The sequence below is a fragment of the Aliivibrio salmonicida LFI1238 genome, assembly GCF_000196495.1.
In the GTDB taxonomy this organism is placed as follows: Bacteria; Pseudomonadota; Gammaproteobacteria; order Enterobacterales; family Vibrionaceae; genus Aliivibrio; species Aliivibrio salmonicida.
This window is the reverse complement of sequence record NC_011312.1, coordinates 399,154-415,628: the sequence shown is the minus strand read 5'-3', so window position 1 is coordinate 415,628 and position 16,475 is coordinate 399,154. Positions and strand designations below refer to the sequence as shown.

The 16,475-nt window shown below is 40.1% G+C and carries 15 protein-coding genes; 10 read left to right on the top strand and 5 right to left on the bottom strand.

Annotated elements, in window-relative coordinates:
• Positions 1–178: 178 nt before the first annotated feature.
• Entirely contained in the window at positions 179–583 is a 405-nt protein-coding gene (locus VSAL_RS23740) for a TetR/AcrR family transcriptional regulator (protein ID WP_231850867.1), read from the bottom strand.
• A 480-nt stretch (positions 584–1,063) separates the two neighbouring features.
• Between VSAL_RS23740 and leuA the strand changes: the two genes are divergently transcribed.
• The 5 genes from leuA to VSAL_RS02145 all read left to right on the top strand — a co-directional run bounded on the left by leuA (position 1,064) and on the right by VSAL_RS02145 (position 6,788).
• A complete protein-coding gene (leuA, locus tag VSAL_RS02165; protein ID WP_012549204.1) occupies positions 1,064–2,611 on the top strand; it encodes a 2-isopropylmalate synthase in 1,548 nt (515 codons plus the stop codon).
• A gap of 77 nt (positions 2,612–2,688) precedes the next feature.
• Positions 2,689–3,780, top strand: a complete 1,092-nt coding sequence (gene leuB / locus VSAL_RS02160; RefSeq protein WP_012549203.1) for a 3-isopropylmalate dehydrogenase — start codon at positions 2,689–2,691, stop codon at positions 3,778–3,780.
• A gap of 15 nt (positions 3,781–3,795) precedes the next feature.
• Positions 3,796–5,211, top strand: a complete 1,416-nt coding sequence (gene leuC / locus VSAL_RS02155; RefSeq protein WP_012549202.1) for a 3-isopropylmalate dehydratase large subunit — start codon at positions 3,796–3,798, stop codon at positions 5,209–5,211.
• A gap of 11 nt (positions 5,212–5,222) precedes the next feature.
• Positions 5,223–5,825, top strand: a complete 603-nt coding sequence (gene leuD / locus VSAL_RS02150; protein ID WP_012549201.1) for a 3-isopropylmalate dehydratase small subunit — start codon at positions 5,223–5,225, stop codon at positions 5,823–5,825.
• Positions 5,826–6,008: 183 nt separating this feature from the next.
• Positions 6,009–6,788, top strand: coding sequence for a DUF547 domain-containing protein (locus VSAL_RS02145; RefSeq protein ID WP_044583164.1), 780 nt, complete (start codon positions 6,009–6,011; stop codon positions 6,786–6,788).
• Between the two features lie 29 nt (positions 6,789–6,817).
• Here the strand turns inward: VSAL_RS02145 and djlA are convergent, their stop codons facing one another.
• A complete protein-coding gene (gene djlA, locus VSAL_RS02140; RefSeq protein WP_012549199.1) occupies positions 6,818–7,669 on the bottom strand; it encodes a co-chaperone DjlA in 852 nt (283 codons plus the stop codon).
• Positions 7,670–7,875: 206 nt separating this feature from the next.
• Between djlA and lptD the strand changes: the two genes are divergently transcribed.
• From lptD to VSAL_RS02115, 5 genes are all read left to right on the top strand, one after another.
• On the top strand, positions 7,876–10,230 hold the full coding sequence (gene lptD / locus VSAL_RS02135; protein WP_012549198.1) for an LPS assembly protein LptD: 2,355 nt from the start codon (positions 7,876–7,878) through the stop codon (positions 10,228–10,230).
• Between the two features lie 70 nt (positions 10,231–10,300).
• Entirely contained in the window at positions 10,301–11,611 is a 1,311-nt protein-coding gene (gene surA, locus VSAL_RS02130; protein WP_012549197.1) for a peptidylprolyl isomerase SurA, read from the top strand.
• Positions 11,604–12,593: a 4-hydroxythreonine-4-phosphate dehydrogenase PdxA gene (gene pdxA / locus VSAL_RS02125; RefSeq protein ID WP_012549196.1), complete on the top strand. Its 990-nt coding sequence runs from the start codon at positions 11,604–11,606 to the stop codon at positions 12,591–12,593. Before surA ends, pdxA begins: the two co-directional genes overlap by 8 nt.
• Complete coding sequence (gene rsmA, locus VSAL_RS02120) at positions 12,590–13,423, top strand: 16S rRNA (adenine(1518)-N(6)/adenine(1519)-N(6))-dimethyltransferase RsmA (RefSeq protein ID WP_012549195.1); 834 nt, start codon at positions 12,590–12,592, stop codon at positions 13,421–13,423. Before pdxA ends, rsmA begins: the two co-directional genes overlap by 4 nt.
• 96 nt (positions 13,424–13,519) lie before the next feature.
• Positions 13,520–14,341, top strand: coding sequence for a symmetrical bis(5'-nucleosyl)-tetraphosphatase (locus tag VSAL_RS02115; RefSeq protein WP_012549194.1), 822 nt, complete (start codon positions 13,520–13,522; stop codon positions 14,339–14,341).
• Between the two features lie 210 nt (positions 14,342–14,551).
• Here VSAL_RS02115 and folA read toward each other — a convergent pair whose 3' ends face one another.
• The 3 genes from folA to VSAL_RS02100 form a co-directional block, all read right to left on the bottom strand.
• Positions 14,552–15,073 (bottom strand): type 3 dihydrofolate reductase, encoded by a 522-nt coding sequence (gene folA, locus VSAL_RS02110; RefSeq protein ID WP_012549193.1) that lies wholly within the window; start codon positions 15,071–15,073, stop codon positions 14,552–14,554.
• A 65-nt stretch (positions 15,074–15,138) separates the two neighbouring features.
• Complete coding sequence (locus tag VSAL_RS02105) at positions 15,139–15,630, bottom strand: threonine/serine exporter family protein (RefSeq protein WP_012549192.1); 492 nt, start codon at positions 15,628–15,630, stop codon at positions 15,139–15,141.
• Entirely contained in the window at positions 15,630–16,397 is a 768-nt protein-coding gene (locus VSAL_RS02100; RefSeq protein WP_044583163.1) for a threonine/serine exporter family protein, read from the bottom strand. Before VSAL_RS02100 ends, VSAL_RS02105 begins: the two co-directional genes overlap by 1 nt.
• Positions 16,398–16,475 lie beyond the last annotated feature (78 nt).

Genomic DNA, 16,475 nt, shown 5'->3' with positions numbered 1-16,475 from the left:
TATGCTCCAGTAGATCAGTGAGAAATACTTCATTTAACTCAATGTTATGAAAATCCAACATTTTCTTTGGTGCTAGAAAAGGAAAAACCATTAAACTCATCATTGATAACCTGGCTTTAATTGGATCAATTCCTTCCTTAAATAAGCCTTGATTAACGACTGGATCAAACAGCTTGCTTTACATTGGCTGCAAAATACCAAAAATAATTTGCTGAAGCGCCGCTTGCTGCTCGTTATCAGCCTCCATAATTCTTAATATTAACTTAGGAAAAGCTGGTACTTTTATCATCGCTTGATAATACGCACGCATGAAATCCACTAAATCTTGCTCATTATCGTTCTCTAATGCCAACCTAAATTGTTCAACGACTGGCGCAATGGTTTCTTTAAACATTGCCTCAAACAACCCTTCTTTATTGCCAAAGTAATATCGAATCATCGCAATATTAGCCTTCGCATTATCCGCAATTAATCGAGTGGATACTTTGTTATAAGGCCGAGAAACAAAAAGTTCACGTGCGTGAAAGATAAGTTGCTCTCTAACTTCTGACTCCCCTTTCGGTCTTCCTAATTGCTTCGTCATTGATAACACCTTATTTACATCTTTTTTTGATTATAATTATTAATCGTGTGATTAATTATAAGTTAGTCGAAAAAATGTGCGATCCCTTTAATTCACTCACATTTAATCATTCGATTAATTAATGGGCTTCATTCAAGAAATGCATCTCATTTGAGCAATAATCCATCGTAGCAATCGTTTTTCTTCTCAGTTTTTAACTTTTGTCTAAAAATAAGCCTGTATATAGTAAAAACGTTATTTAATGGTTGACGATACAGGCTGAGTACGATATTAATTTGTTAATTATTTTTATGGATTGTATTTCAAATGAAAACAGCATCTTCTTTACTTCTAAACCTCCTCCTTATCGTGAACATCTCACGCGGGTAGGTTGTGGAATAAAAGAAGCCATAAACCAAATTTTAAAACCCGCTGAACATGGCGGGTTTTTTTATGGATAACCGCCGTCAAAGCGCACGACATACACAAGGAAGAAAGCCCATGAGCGATCAAGTCATAATATTCGACACCACCTTAAGAGATGGCGAGCAAGCACTGTCTGCAAGCTTAACCGTAAAAGAAAAATTGCAGATTGCGTTTGCGCTTGAGCGTCTTGGTGTTGATGTCATTGAAGCTGGCTTTCCAATTTCATCGCCAGGTGATTTTGAGTCGGTACGAACCATAGCAAAACACATCAAAAACAGTCGTATTTGTGCCCTTTCTCGTGCGGTTACTAAAGATATCGATGTCGCAGCTGACGCATTAAAAGTCGCAGAAGCGTTTCGAATTCACACCTTCATTTCAACCTCAACGGTTCACGTTCAAGATAAGTTACGTCGTAGTTATGATGACGTAGTAGAAATGGGCGTCAAAGCCGTTCAGCGTGCTCGTAAATACACCGATGATGTTGAATTTTCTTGTGAAGATGCAGGCCGTACTCCTATTGATAACCTATGTCGTATGGTAGAAGCCGCGATCAACGCAGGTGCAAATACCATCAATATTCCAGATACGGTGGGTTACACCATTCCTGGTGAATTTGGCGGTATTATTCAAACCCTATTTAATCGAGTTCCAAATATTGATAAAGCCATCATCTCAGTTCACTGTCATGATGATTTAGGTATGTCAGTTGCAAACTCAATTGCGGCGGTTCAAGCAGGTGCTCGCCAAGTTGAAGGCACGATTAATGGTATTGGTGAGCGTGCAGGTAACTGTTCTCTAGAAGAAATTGCAATGATTTTGCAAACTCGTTCAGAGTATCTAGGTGTTCATACTAGTCTTAAAAATGATGAAATCCATCGCACCAGTAAGCTAGTTAGTCAGCTTTGTAATATGCCAATTCAAAGTAATAAGGCTATTGTAGGCGCGAACGCGTTTAGCCACTCTTCAGGCATCCACCAAGACGGAATGCTTAAGAATAAAAACACTTATGAAATCATGACGCCAGAATCTATTGGCTTAAAAAACAAAGCGTTAAACCTAACCAGTCGTTCTGGCCGTGCCGCAGTTAAAAGTCACATGGATTCGATGGGTTATAAAGCCGAAGAATATAATCTAGATACCTTGTATGCCGATTTCGTAAAACTGGCCGACCGTAAGGGCCAAGTATTTGATTACGATTTAGAAGCCCTAATGCACTTTGCTAATCTTCGCGATGAAGACGACTTTTATAAGTTGAACTACTTGAGCGTGCAATCTGGCAGCGTCATGGCAACCACCAGTATCAAATTGCTTTGTGGCGACGAAGAAAAATGTGAAGCCGCTGTCGGTAACGGTCCAGTAGATGCCCTTTATCAATGTATTTATAAGCTAACCGGTTATGAAATTGTACTGGATAAGTTTGACCTAACAGCGAAAGGCGAAGGCGAGGACGGGTTAGGTCAAGCCGATATCATTGCAAATTACAAAGGCCGCAAGTACCACGGCACAGGCTTAGCTACCGATATTATTGAAGCATCAGGCCAAGCACTGCTTCACGTCATTAATAGCATTCACCGTGCTGATCAAATTGCAGAAATTAAGCAAAATAAAATTACGACGGTATAGCACTAAATAAATTTAAATCAGGGCAAATACACCGTGCCTTGATTTTCCAAATTAAATAGAAAGATTAAAGGATTAACATGACGAATAAAACATACAAGATTGCGATTTTACCTGGCGATGGTATCGGCCCAGAAGTCATGGACCAAGCACATAAAGTTCTGGATGCGATTGAGAAAAAACACGCGATTTCATTTTCTCGTGAACAACATGATGTGGGTGGAATCGCGATAGATAATCACGGTTGTCCACTACCAGAAAGTACCGTAAAAGGCTGTGAAGAATCAGATGCGGTTCTATTCGGCTCCGTTGGTGGACCTAAATGGGAAAACCTTCCACCGAATGATCAACCAGAACGTGGCGCCCTACTTCCTCTTCGTAAGCATTTCGAACTGTTTTGTAACCTACGTCCTGCTCAAATTCATAAAGGATTAGAAGGGTTTTCTCCACTGCGTGCTGATATTTCGGGTAACGGTTTTGATATCGTTGTTGTTCGTGAACTGACTGGTGGCATTTACTTTGGTCAACCGAAAGGTCGTGAAGGCGAAGGTCCTCAAGAGAAAGCGTACGATACTGAAATTTATCATCGTTATGAAATTGAACGTATTGCAAAGATTGCTTTTGAATCTGCGCTTCTACGTAACAAAAACGTGTACTCAATTGATAAAGCCAACGTTCTACAAAGCTCTATTTTATGGCGTGAAGTGGTCGAAGAAGTAGCGAAAGGCTACCCAGAAGTCAAACTGAGCCACATGTACATTGATAATGCGACCATGCAACTAATCAAAGATCCCTCTCAGTTTGATGTCATGCTGTGTTCAAATATCTTTGGGGACATCATTTCTGATGAATGTGCCATGATCACAGGCTCTATGGGCATGCTTCCTTCAGCAAGCCTAAATAAAGATAACTTTGGTTTGTATGAGCCAGCAGGTGGTTCAGCACCAGATATCGCAGGCAAAAACATTGCAAATCCAGTCGCTCAAATTTTATCGGCGGCATTGATGTTACGCTATAGCCTTGGTGAAGAAGAAGCAGCTCAAAGTATTGAAGCTGCCGTATCTAAAGCGCTATCAGCAGGTGAACTAACGGCCGATCTTGCCGGAAATAAACCCGCATTAACGACCTCAGCAATGGGCGATAAAATCGCTGAATATATTTTGAATTCGTAATTCAAGGAAGAAGCAATGTCTAACGCAAAAACATTATACGAAAAAGTTTATGATGCCCATGTTGCAGTTGCTGCAAAAGGTGAAACCCCAATTTTATATATCGACCGCCATTTAGTTCATGAAGTGACCTCACCACAAGCGTTTGATGGTCTGCGTGAAAAAGGTCGTAACGTTCGCCAAGTCGGTAAAACTTTCGCGACGATGGATCACAACGTATCAACACAAACCAAAGACATTAATGCCTCTGGTGAAATGGCTCGAATCCAAATGGAAACACTGTCTAAAAACTGTGAAGAATTTGGCGTAACCCTTTACGATCTAAACCATAAATACCAAGGTATTGTGCACGTAATGGGACCAGAGCTAGGTATTACACTTCCAGGTATGACGATTGTGTGTGGAGATTCACACACCGCAACGCACGGCGCATTTGGTTCTCTTGCATTTGGTATTGGTACCTCTGAAGTTGAACACGTATTAGCGACACAAACGCTAAAGCAAGCTCGTGCAAAAACGATGAAGATCGAAGTTAAGGGAAAAGTCACAGAAGGCATTACCGCAAAAGACATCGTTCTAGCGATCATTGGTAAAACAACCGCAGCTGGCGGTACTGGTTATGTGGTTGAATTCTGTGGTGAGGCAATTACAGATCTGACGATGGAAGGTCGCATGACGGTATGTAATATGGCGATAGAGCTAGGTGCCAAAGCCGGCCTAATCGCACCAGATGCCACCACGTTTGACTACATTACTGGTCGTAAATTCTCACCTCAAGGTGAAGATTTGACGGCAGCTATCGAATATTGGTCGTCACTAAAAACGGATGATGATGCAAAGTTTGATGCCGTTGTTAGCCTTGATGCCTCTGAAATTAAACCACAAGTGACGTGGGGAACAAACCCTGGCCAAGTTATTGCCATTGATCAACCCATTCCTGCACCAGAGAGTTTTTCTGACCCGGTAGAAAAAGTATCCGCAGAAAAAGCCTTGGCTTATATGGGTCTTGAAGCCGGTAAATCATTAACAGATTACAACGTAGACAAAGTGTTTGTCGGCTCTTGTACCAACTCTCGTATTGAAGATATCCGCGCTGCTGCTGCTGTTGCTAAAGGCAACAAAGTCGCCGCTCATGTTCAAGCCTTGATTGTTCCAGGTTCTGAGCAAGTAAAAGCACAAGCGGAAAAAGAAGGATTAGACATCATCTTTAAAGAAGCGGGTTTTGAGTGGCGTTTACCGGGTTGCTCTATGTGTCTTGCAATGAACAATGACCGTTTAGGTCCACAAGAACGTTGCGCATCAACATCAAACCGTAACTTTGAAGGTCGCCAAGGCCGTGATGGACGAACTCACCTAGTAAGCCCAGCCATGGCAGCGGCAGCCGCGATTGCGGGTCATTTTGTTGATATTCGTACCATCACAGAAAAAGCATAAAGGAATTTACTATGTCAGGTTTTAAACAACATACAGGTCTAGTCGTTCCTTTAGATACGGCAAACATTGATACCGATGCCATCATTCCAAAACAGTTTTTACAAAAAGTAAATCGCACCGGTTTTGGTAAACACTTATTTCATGACTGGCGCTTTCTTGATGATGCCGGTCAACAGCCAAATCCAGAATTTGTAATGAATGCCCCTCGTTATCAAGGCGCAAGTATTCTACTTGCCCGTGAAAACTTTGGTTGTGGCTCATCGCGTGAACACGCACCTTGGGCTTTGGCGGATTACGGCATCCAAGTGATGATAGCACCAAGCTTTGCTGATATTTTTTACGGCAATTCAATCAATAACCAAATGATCCCTGTTCGTTTAACTGATATTGAAGTGGATGAAATATTCCAATTCGTTGAAGCGAATGAAGGCGCTGAAGTTGCGGTTGATTTGGAAGCTATGTTAGTTAGCGCTAACGGTAAGCAGTATTCTTTTGAGATTGATGAATTTCGTCGCCACTGTTTATTGAATGGTTTAGACAATATAGGCTTGACGCTACAGCACGCTGATAAAATTTCAGAATATGAAGCGAAGATTCCGAATTTCTTGAAATAGGATTCAGGAAATAATAGAGGTTGATATGAACGTATCAACCTCTTTTTTGTCTATAGAATAGAGTCATCTATTATAAATAATACCAACCTAAATAAATCGTTGAGTAAGTGATGACAAAGAAAAATGTTCAACGACTTATTTAAGCTCGTATCTCTTAACAACACAAAAGTTAGGCACCTTACTATGAAGATATTTATTTCCTCGCTACTCCTTCTTTTTTCATTCAATAGTTTCGCCGCACCAAAATCTGAGTTGTGGGACTATTGGAATATTAGTAACGAAAACAACCCAACGACGATTTCACACCAATACTGGCAACAAACACTCGACAAATACGTCGTGGCTGAAGGGGAATACACACTTTTTGATTACGCCAATGTAACCGACGCCGACGAACGAACGCTAAACAGTTATTTACGTCAAATGCGCCGTATTGATCCAAGAGAATATAAAAAAGCAGAGCAATATGCGTATTGGGTGAATCTGTATAACGCCATCACCGTAAAAATTATTTTGGATAACTACCCAATTAAGTCAATAACTAAACTCGGAGGATTATTTAGCTTTGGTCCTTGGGATGAAAACGTGGTTACCGTTGCAGGTAAAACCCTAACCTTAAACGACATTGAGCATCGAATTCTTCGTCCTATTTGGAATGATCCTAGAACTCACTACGCTGTGAATTGCGCCAGCTTTGGCTGTCCAAATTTACAATCAAAAGCATTTACTGCCAGAAACAGCGACAAGTTATTAGAGAAAGCAGCAACTGAATTCATTAATAGTAAAAAAGGTGTCCTTATTACTGATAACAAGGTTCAACTCTCATCTATCTATGATTGGTTTGCCGTCGACTTTGGTAATAAGCAACAACTTTTCGAACACCTAAAAAAATATCGCCCAGAATTAAGACCATTCGAGGGCGATATCAAGTATGACTATGATTGGAAACTAAATCAGCAATAACTGTATTTTCTATCCATAAATAAAAGGGATTATTTAATCCCTTTTGCTTTCTTAATTAAATCGTAGGCACCTTGGATTTCTTGTGCTTTTTCTTTTGCCATGTTCATCATTTCAGGTGGCAAACCTTTAGCCACTAACTTATCAGGGTGATGTTCATTCATTAATTTACGATGCGCACGTTTAATCGCTTTAGCATCAGCATCTTCACTAACCCCTAATAAATTATAAGCGTCCTTCAACTGGTTCGCAGAACTTGCTTTTTGCCACTGCCCATTGCTTTGATGTGACCCACTCTGCTGACCAGAAAAACCACCGCCTTGTTGAAAACGAAAAGCGGCCTCTTGCATTTTTAAACGTTTTTCAAGTTGCGCGGCACTGAAACCAAGCTCTTCAGCAACAATGTGTAAAATATCTCTTTCACTCGGATGAATATCGCCGTCCGCAAGAGCCGATGCAATTTGTAATTCCAAAAAGAACTGCAATAAATCATAACGACCACCCGTAATAGAACGGATTTTTTGTAATGTTTCTCTTAATGGAAAATTGTTTTCTTTGCCTTCAATGAACGCTTCTTGTGCTTCTTTCTTTTGAGCAGTACTTAAGTTCATACGCTCCATCATCATAGAAGCGAGCTGGATTTCTTGTGCTGTTACTTGTCCTTTTGCTTTAGCAACGTGCCCCATAACAGCAAAAGCAGCATGAAAAAACTCTGCTTGTTTCTCTGTTTGTGATGCCCCACCCGTTTGGAATGTAAAACCACTGTTTGCCATTCTTTTTGCTTTATCAAATTGATGGCCAATGAACACCCCTAAAGCGGCACCAAAGAAGCCGCCAAATAAGAATCCAAAAAAACCACCTAATATTTTGCCAAATATTTGCATTTTATATTCCAATTAATGAATTATTCTATTTTTACTCTGTCACACAATGAGCAAATGCAACCGCTTACTTTACAACCTATAATAGATGATATCGACATCTTAAGGTGGTTTGGGCATAGCTTTTGCTTTATTATAAAGGATTATCTCTATCTAGTATCTTTGAGTATATCAGCGGATTAATATAACAAACAGGAACGTCTAACTCGATGTCTTTTACCTCTCGCAGCTTACTTGCTTCATTTACTGGATGCCTTCTTTATGGATCCCCTGCCATTGCTGATGATGCAGGCCAATTCATACCTCCAGAAAACAATATTATTTTCCCTTTGAAAACTGATGCAGTGAATTCTTGTCAAGTCCCTGTGAAGATGTCAAAAGAGGAAGAAGATCAACAGCCTGTATTAATTCAAGCAGACAGTGTTGAAGCTCATAATAACTCAAAAGCCACCTATAAAGGTAATGTGCATGTCATAAAAGGACGCCAAGAAATAAAAGCGGACAATATTACATTGCACCAACAAGAAAACATCGCCATAGCCGAAGGTAATGTTGATTACTCAAGCATGGACATGAGATCAACGTCAGATAAAGTCACAACGGATTTAAATACCGAAGACACCACGATGATCAATACATCATATAAAATGTCTTGTCAGCCTATTCGTGGTACTGCTAGCCGTGTATTAAAAACTGGGCAAGCTATTTATCAATTAGAAGACGCTTCATTTACTACCTGTCCTGCCGGTGATAAAAGTTGGCGCGTTAAAGCCAGTGATATCGAATTAGATCAATCTGATGAATGGGCAACATTCTATAATGCTCGCTTTGAAATTCTTGATGTGCCTATTTTATATCTTCCATATATAACCGTGCCCGTCGGTGATACCCGTAAAACCGGGGTATTAATCCCAAGTGCAGGTTTAGACAGTAAAAATGGATTTGAATTATCCATTCCAATCTATTGGAATATTGCCCCAAACTACGATGCAACAACCACCATTAATTACATGGAAAAACGTGGTACCCAATTAGAAGGGAATTTCCGTTATTTAACCGATTTTGGTTCTGGTCAAGTCGATGCAGAATACCTCGGTGATGATGCGAAATACAAAGAAAAAGGCGCTCGTTGGGGAGCAAGCTGGAATCACTCTGGCATTTATAAACAAAACTGGAAATTTGAAGTTGAATACTCACAAGTCAGTGATATTACTTATTTCCAAGATTTAAACTCTAGCATTGGTACGCGTGATGAAGGTCAGTTACAACAATCTGGTGAGGTATCTTACCGAACTCAAGATTGGGATTTAACGATGCGTGTTCGTGATTTCCAAGTACTTGTCGAGAATAGTTATCCATATCGCTTGATGCCACAAATGGAATTTAACTATTACGCACCTCAATTTTATAATGAATTCGATTTCAATTTAAATAGTCATATAAGTAAATTTGAGACTGATGACCCAACAAAGCCATCAGCCACTCGTGTACACATGGAACCTAAATTAAGCTTACCATTAAGTGGTACTTGGTGGTCATTAACACCTGAAACGAGCTTACTTTATACTTATTACACTCAAGAATTTGACGCAAAAAAAGATCCTTCATTATCGGATTTAGCGGAAGAGACGGATCGGACCATTCCCGAAGTCCGTATTAATGGTGCTATCTATTTAGACAGCACGCATAAGTTCTTAGGTAAATACTTACAAACCTTAGAACCGAAAATACAATACTTATATGTACCAGAAGTCGATCAAAGTGATATTTATGGTGGTAAAGGCGAAGGTGGTTACGACAGCAGTAAACTACAACTAGATTACTATGGTTTATTTAGAGATCGCCAATACAGTGGTGTTGATTATATTGCGGCAGCAAATCAATTCAGTATTGGGGCAACGTCTCGTTTTTATGATGATACTTACAAAGAGCGAATGAACATCTCATTTGGTCAAATCCTATACATGAATGGATCTGGCACTGCAAATGAAGGCGATGATAAAAATTCATCGGCATGGGCGATAGAAAGTGATTTCAACTACGATGATTATCTTTTCTACCATGGTGGTGTTCAATACGACTCTAATGTGGACGAGCTACAGGTTGCAAACAGCACCATAGAATACCAACACAGCAATGGTTATGTTCAGCTTAACTATCGTTATGTAAGTAAAAACTACATCCAAAGTAACGTAAACTTTCAAGATGACCTAGATAAAATAACTCAACATGGTATTTACCAAGCAGGGTTTTTAACGCAGTACAACATCAATAATAGCTGGCAGCTCCAAGCACAATATTTTCATGATACTAAAGAAGACTACATGCTTGAAGCTCTCGTCGGTGCAACCTACCTAAGTGACTGTTGGTCATTTGGTTTAACTTATAGTGATCAGTTAATTGCACCAGAAAGCGCCGGTTCTATTGGTAGTTATGAACCAGAATATGAAAGTAACTTAATGCTTTCTATTGCGATTCGAGGTTTAGGTACCAATACGGGTATTACATCAGGCACAGCAACCAATGCGTTAGGCTATGGTCGCCCATTCTATTTAAATAATTAATTATAGGGACACGAGTTAACGCTAACGGATATCGCTATCGTTAACTCTCTATACACTCTTGGATGACACTATGAAAAACTGGAAAATTCCATTTATTAGCAGTTTATTACTAATGCTGACAATAAATGTACATGCCGCTCCCGTAGAGCTTGATCGCGTTATTGCCATTGTTGACGAAGGCGTTGTATTACAAAGTGATATTGAAACTTCATTAAAAACAGTAAAAATCAATGCTCAAGAAAAAGGACAACCTTTACCTGAAGAAAACGTGCTGCGTGAACAAGTATTAGAAAAATTGATTCTTGATACTATTCAAAGTCAACAAGCGGAAAAAATGGGTATTCGTATTGACGATACTCGTTTAGAAGAAGCCTTAAACAATATAGCAAAAGACAACAAAATGACCTTGGCGCAGTTACAACAAAAAGCGGCCTCTCAAGGTCTCGCTTATGCCGACTTCCGCGAACAAATTCGTAAAGAAATTGCAGCAAGTGAAGCTCGTAATGCACAAGTTCGTCGTCGTATTAATATTCTACCTCAAGAAGTAGAAAGCCTTGCTCTGTTACTTTCGGAAGAAACTCAAGCGACAGTCCAATACAAAATCAGCCATATTCAATTGCGTACTGATGGTGCCACTCAAGCAGAAAAAGAAGCTCTAGAAAAACAAGCTCTAGAACTGACTGAACGCTTAAAACAAGGCGCTGATTTTGCAACAATGGCGTATACCTATTCTAAAGGACCAAAAGCACTGCAAGGCGGTGATTGGGGTTGGATGAGAAAAGAAGAAATGCCAACGATTTTTGCTGATCAAATTACAGGTCAAGGAAAAAGCAGCATCATTGGCCCATTCCGCTCTGGTGTTGGTTTTCATATTATAAAGATTGACGATGTAAAAGGCCTAGAGACCGTTGCGGTTACTGAAGTAAACGCTCGTCATATCTTAGTTAAAACATCGGTTATAATGAGTGATGAAGGCGCAGAGCGACTATTGAACCAAATCACTTCAGACATAGAATCAGGAAAAGAAACATTTGCCGCTATGGCTCAACGTTATAGCCAAGATCCAGGTTCGGCAGCCGCAAATGGAGAATTAGGTTTCCAGACTCCAGACCTATATGTTCCAGAATTTAAACATCAAGTTGAAATTCTACCTGTTGGCCAAATAAGTAAGCCATTTAAAACCGTTCATGGTTGGCATATTGCTGAAGTATTAGAGCGTCGCCAAGTTGATAGAACCGATGCAGCGATGAAAAACAAAGCTTATCGAATTCTAATGAATCGCAAGTTTAACGAAGAGTCAGGCGCTTGGTTACAAGAAATCAGAGCGAGTGCTTACGTCGAAATTCTGCAAGATAATGATGACAGTGATGAAAATGAATAATATAAAACGCATAGCAATCACACCGGGAGAACCCGCGGGCATCGGCCCTGATCTTGTTCTGTCTATTGCTCAACAAGATTGGCCTCATCAATTGGTTATCTGTGGTAATCGAACGGCATTAGAACAAAGAGCAAAACAATTAAAGTTATCAATTAATATTGAAAACTACGATGTAAATACACCCGCAAAATCTCATCGTGCAGGAACATTAATTGTAGATAACATTGAATTAGGCATAGACGTTATTGCTGGCGAGTTAAACGAAGCGAATGGTCACTATGTATTAGAAACCCTAACGCGCGCCGCTCAAGGTAATATGGATGGCGAGTTTGATGCCGTAGTTACCGGCCCAGTACACAAAGGGGTAATTAATCGTGCAGGTGTTGCTTTTAGTGGCCATACCGAGTTCTTTGCCGAATTATCGAATACACAACAAGTTGTAATGATGCTAGCAACAGAAGGACTTCGTGTTGCGTTAGTAACGACTCACATACCTTTGGCTTATGTCGCTAAAGCAATTACTGATGACCGATTAAAACAAGTTATTCGAATCTTACATCAAGATTTAATCACTAAGTTTGGCATCACTAATCCAGCTATTTTTGTCTGTGGTTTAAACCCACATGCAGGTGAAGATGGCTGTCTTGGTCGTGAAGAAATTGATATCATTACACCTGCACTAAATGATTTACGTGAAAAAGAAAGCATGAACCTTATTGGTCCTTTGCCCGCTGACACGTTATTTCAAGATAAATACTTACAAGAAGCTGATGCCGTGCTCGCGATGTATCACGATCAAGGGCTTCCTGTGTTAAAATTTAAAGGATTTGGAAAGTCGGTGAACATTACATTAGGTTTGCCTTTTATCCGAACTTCCGTAGACCACGGTACTGCATTGGAATTAGCGGGTACTGGAAAAGCAGATGCAGGAAGCTTTATTACCGCACTTACCCATGCAATTGAACTGGTAGAAAATAAATGAGTACAAGAAATGATGTCCATTTAGGCCATAAAGCGAAGAAACGCTTTGGTCAAAACTTCTTAAACGACCCTTACGTAATCGATGGAATCGTATCTGCAATCAACCCTCTGCCAGGTCAAAACCTTGTAGAAATTGGTCCAGGTCTTGGAGCAATCACTGAGCCTGTTGGCCGTGAAATAGACAAATTTACCGTTATCGAACTTGACCGTGATTTAGCCGCTCGTTTACGTACTCACCCTGAATTGGGCAGTAAATTAACTATTTATGAAGGCGATGCAATGCGCTTCGACTTCACGCAGCTTATTCAAGAAGGCAATAAATTACGTATTTTTGGTAACTTGCCATATAACATCTCTACACCATTAATGTTCCACCTTTTTGAATTTCATAAAGACATACAAGATATGCACTTTATGTTACAAAAAGAAGTGGTTAACCGCCTAGCGGCAGGTCCAGGAACTAAAGCTTATGGCCGCCTAACAGTAATGGCTCAGTATTACTGTAAGGTAATGCCTGTACTTGAAGTGCCACCAACAGCGTTTGTTCCGCCACCGAAGGTTGATTCTGCCGTCGTTCGTCTAGTGCCTTATGAGGTACTTCCGTTCCCTGCGAAGAACTTAAAATGGCTTGACCGCGTATGTCGCGAAGGCTTCAACCAACGCCGCAAAACAGTACGAAACTGTTTCAAAGCACTATTAACAAAAGAACAATTGGAAGCATTAGGTGTTAATCCTTCCCATCGTCCTGAAAACTTAACGTTAGAGCAGTTTGTTATCATGGCAAACTGGTTGAATGACAACTACCAAGCAGAATCTACAGAATCGGCTTAACTTAGTGGCTCATCCTTAACGAACACAATAAAATAAAAGGTGACTTCATTGTCACCTTTTTTCTATCTACTCCCATATTGATGTAAGGAAATATTCATGGCGACCTATTTTGTTGGCGATATTCAAGGCTGTCTAGACGAGCTATTGTTATTACTCGATCAGGTCAGCTTTGATAAAGAAAAAGATCAACTTTGGTTAACTGGAGATCTTGTTGCTCGTGGACCAAAATCTTTAGAAACTCTTCGCTTTGTAAAATCATTAGATAAAGCCGCCGTGACCATTCTTGGCAATCATGATCTTCATCTGCTCGCGGTATCTCAAGGTATTTCACGCATAAAAGAAAAAGATAAAACGGCCTCTATTTTTACCGCGCCTGATAGTGAAGAATTACTTACTTGGCTACGCCATCAACCATTATTAGCGACTCACGCTCAGCATAATATTGTCATGACTCATGCTGGGATCTCTCCGCAGTGGAATATAGAAACTGCCACTGAATGCGCTCGTGAAATTGAATCTGTTTTAGTTTCTGACAAATGGGTATGGTTATTAGAAAACATGTATGAGAATCAACCTGATTTATGGCAAAGCGATCTTACTGGTATAAACCGTTATCGTTACATAATTAACGCGTTTACACGTATGCGTTTCTGTTACCCAGACGGACGTCTAGATATGGAATGCAAACAGCCACCACAAGAATTATCTTCAGACGATAAAGAAAAACTAATTCCGTGGTTTGATCTTAAGTCTCGATGCCCTCTTTCTCACACTGTGATCTTTGGTCATTGGGCTGCATTGATGGGTTATGAAAACAATGGCGTAATAGCATTAGATACAGGCTGTGTCTGGGGGGAATATATGACGATGTATCGAGTCGATGATGGACAATATTTCACACAAAAGGCGATAAGCTAGAAACTATACGCTTCGCTAACTAGAGACTATAAAAGCAAAAGATAGACGGCTTCGCCTTGAGAGCGCTTCGCTATAAGACGCAACAAGTTGTTTGAGGGGTAAGAAGCTCAAAAGCGAGAGCTCCTGAAACCTGCTTTTCTCTTTGCTTTTATTCCTCAGGGCGCAGCCTCCTTAAGCGAAGCGCCCTTTAGAACGAAGTTCATCCTGCTCTTACCTTTCTAACACTACAAATTCCATATCGTACTGATTCTTTTCATCTTTCAAATACATCTCAGAATGCGTCTGGTTCCACCCCTCTCCCCAATCAGGGAATTGAGTATCTCCATCAATATCAGCATCAATAAAGGTAAGATAAAGAGTATCAGCATCAGGTAAACACGCTTGATAGATAGAGCCACCACCAATAATCATTAGTTCTTCAATATCACCGGCGACTTGCTTCGCTTCATCAATTGAAGTCACACAAGTGACACCTTCAATCTTCAAACTCGCATCACGGCTTAATACAATATTTAAGCGTCCCGGTAATGGACGACCAATGGATTCATAGGTTTTACGCCCCATCACAATTGGCTTTCCCATAGTACATTGCTTAAACCATGCAAAATCAGCAGGTAAATGCCATGGCATTTGATTATTTTTGCCAATAATTCGAGATTGAGAATTTGACAGATTGCACGATTTATCTATTTTCCCATTATTTGCCATGGCAGCAATCATACTAATCTTCATTTATTCTAAATCTCATTTTATTAAGCAAAAAAACTGGTCCGTAGAATAACAAATTAATACCTTTATCACACTATAGATTTTCTACGGTAAAACAGCAAACCAGGCATCGCTAACCCAATCGCGAGTGCTGCAATCGTAAATAAGGTTTTAATTAAATTATCGATCATCAGAGCCCACAATTCAGGAGAGTATCCTAAGTGATTTATCTCAACAACCGCAATCATCGCCTTAAAAGCAAAAACACCCGGGATCATTGGAATTAATGCCGCGACAGTAAAAACTTTAGGGTGAGCTAAAAAACGATGTGACCAATGAACACCGATCATACCCACCACTGTTGCTGCACATAATGTAGCCCACTCTAATGGTGCGCCATAATGCATTAATAAAAATCGAGTTCCATGCCCAATGGCACCACCAATCGCACAATATTTTAATGCTTTCACTGGCACATTAAAAACTAAAGCAAAACCGATCGCGGGGATCATTGCAAAAAACATGTCATTCAATAAGGCGAGGAATAATTCAAAAATAGACTGCATAGTTACATTATCCATTAGTTAATCCACCCCCACACGCCGACTAAATTCATTGCACCTACAATACCAATACTGGTAGCCAAAGTAAGTAAAGTCGCAAATGTCCAACGTGCAATACCCATATTAACGTAACCTTTCACCATATCAGCAACCGCGTTGATCAATGGAAAACCAGGAACGAGCATCAAAACAGAGGATGCCATGGCAAGAAAAGGCGTATTACCTATATGATAAATAACCGCTTGAGAAGAAATAAGCGTAGTAACAAAGGCTGTAATACCAAAGTTAAGTAAAGGATTGAAATGTCGGTGTCCGATTTCTTGACGAACAATCATGCCCAAAGAAGAGGCCAAAAATGTCATCATAAAAACAGGCCAATCTCCACCAGCTAAGCGACTAAAGCTCGCGCAAGACAATCCAATCATAACGACAACTAACCAACGATTGTAACGTTCAGGACTAATATTATTTAACTTATGAGTCGCTTCATGACGATCTAATAACCCTTTTTCGGACATAATGCATATCCGTTGTATTTCCGTTATTGCTCTCATATTAATACCGCGATCAGGCGCTCTTCTCGCCGTCGTCACGCAATGTTCATTTATTACTGTCGTTATTACCAACGAACTGGCTGATAATGATATTTCAACCTCATCAGCCCCAACTGCAATCCCTAACCGTCGGCTCACATCTGAAACTAAGCTGCTTTCAGCACCATGCTGAAGTAACATTTGTCCTGCCTTAGCCACTAAACGTGATATTTCCCTTTGCTGTTCTTCCATTTGAATTCGCAATAAGTAACTTAATATAAAATGATTCTAATCTTTTCTCTTCTTACTTTTAATGACTTAAATAAAAAA

Excerpts from the sequence above, each read along its gene's own strand:
- VSAL_RS23740 (WP_231850867.1), bottom strand. The coding sequence starts at position 583 with ATGACGAAGCAATTAGGAAGACCGAAAGGGGAGTCAGAAGTTAGAGAG.
- surA (WP_012549197.1), top strand. The coding sequence starts at position 10,301 with ATGAAAAACTGGAAAATTCCATTTATTAGCAGTTTATTACTAATGCTG.
- rsmA (WP_012549195.1), top strand. The coding sequence starts at position 12,590 with ATGAGTACAAGAAATGATGTCCATTTAGGCCATAAAGCGAAGAAACGC.
- VSAL_RS02105 (WP_012549192.1), bottom strand. The coding sequence starts at position 15,630 with ATGGATAATGTAACTATGCAGTCTATTTTTGAATTATTCCTCGCCTTA.
- lptD (WP_012549198.1), top strand. The coding sequence starts at position 7,876 with ATGTCTTTTACCTCTCGCAGCTTACTTGCTTCATTTACTGGATGCCTT.
- folA (WP_012549193.1), bottom strand. The coding sequence starts at position 15,073 with ATGAAGATTAGTATGATTGCTGCCATGGCAAATAATGGGAAAATAGAT.
- VSAL_RS02115 (WP_012549194.1), top strand. The coding sequence starts at position 13,520 with ATGGCGACCTATTTTGTTGGCGATATTCAAGGCTGTCTAGACGAGCTA.
- djlA (WP_012549199.1), bottom strand. The coding sequence starts at position 7,669 with ATGCAAATATTTGGCAAAATATTAGGTGGTTTTTTTGGATTCTTATTT.
- pdxA (WP_012549196.1), top strand. The coding sequence starts at position 11,604 with ATGAATAATATAAAACGCATAGCAATCACACCGGGAGAACCCGCGGGC.
- leuC (WP_012549202.1), top strand. The coding sequence starts at position 3,796 with ATGTCTAACGCAAAAACATTATACGAAAAAGTTTATGATGCCCATGTT.
- leuD (WP_012549201.1), top strand. The coding sequence starts at position 5,223 with ATGTCAGGTTTTAAACAACATACAGGTCTAGTCGTTCCTTTAGATACG.
- VSAL_RS02100 (WP_044583163.1), bottom strand. The coding sequence starts at position 16,397 with ATGGAAGAACAGCAAAGGGAAATATCACGTTTAGTGGCTAAGGCAGGA.
- VSAL_RS02145 (WP_044583164.1), top strand. The coding sequence starts at position 6,009 with ATGAAGATATTTATTTCCTCGCTACTCCTTCTTTTTTCATTCAATAGT.
- leuB (WP_012549203.1), top strand. The coding sequence starts at position 2,689 with ATGACGAATAAAACATACAAGATTGCGATTTTACCTGGCGATGGTATC.
- leuA (WP_012549204.1), top strand. The coding sequence starts at position 1,064 with ATGAGCGATCAAGTCATAATATTCGACACCACCTTAAGAGATGGCGAG.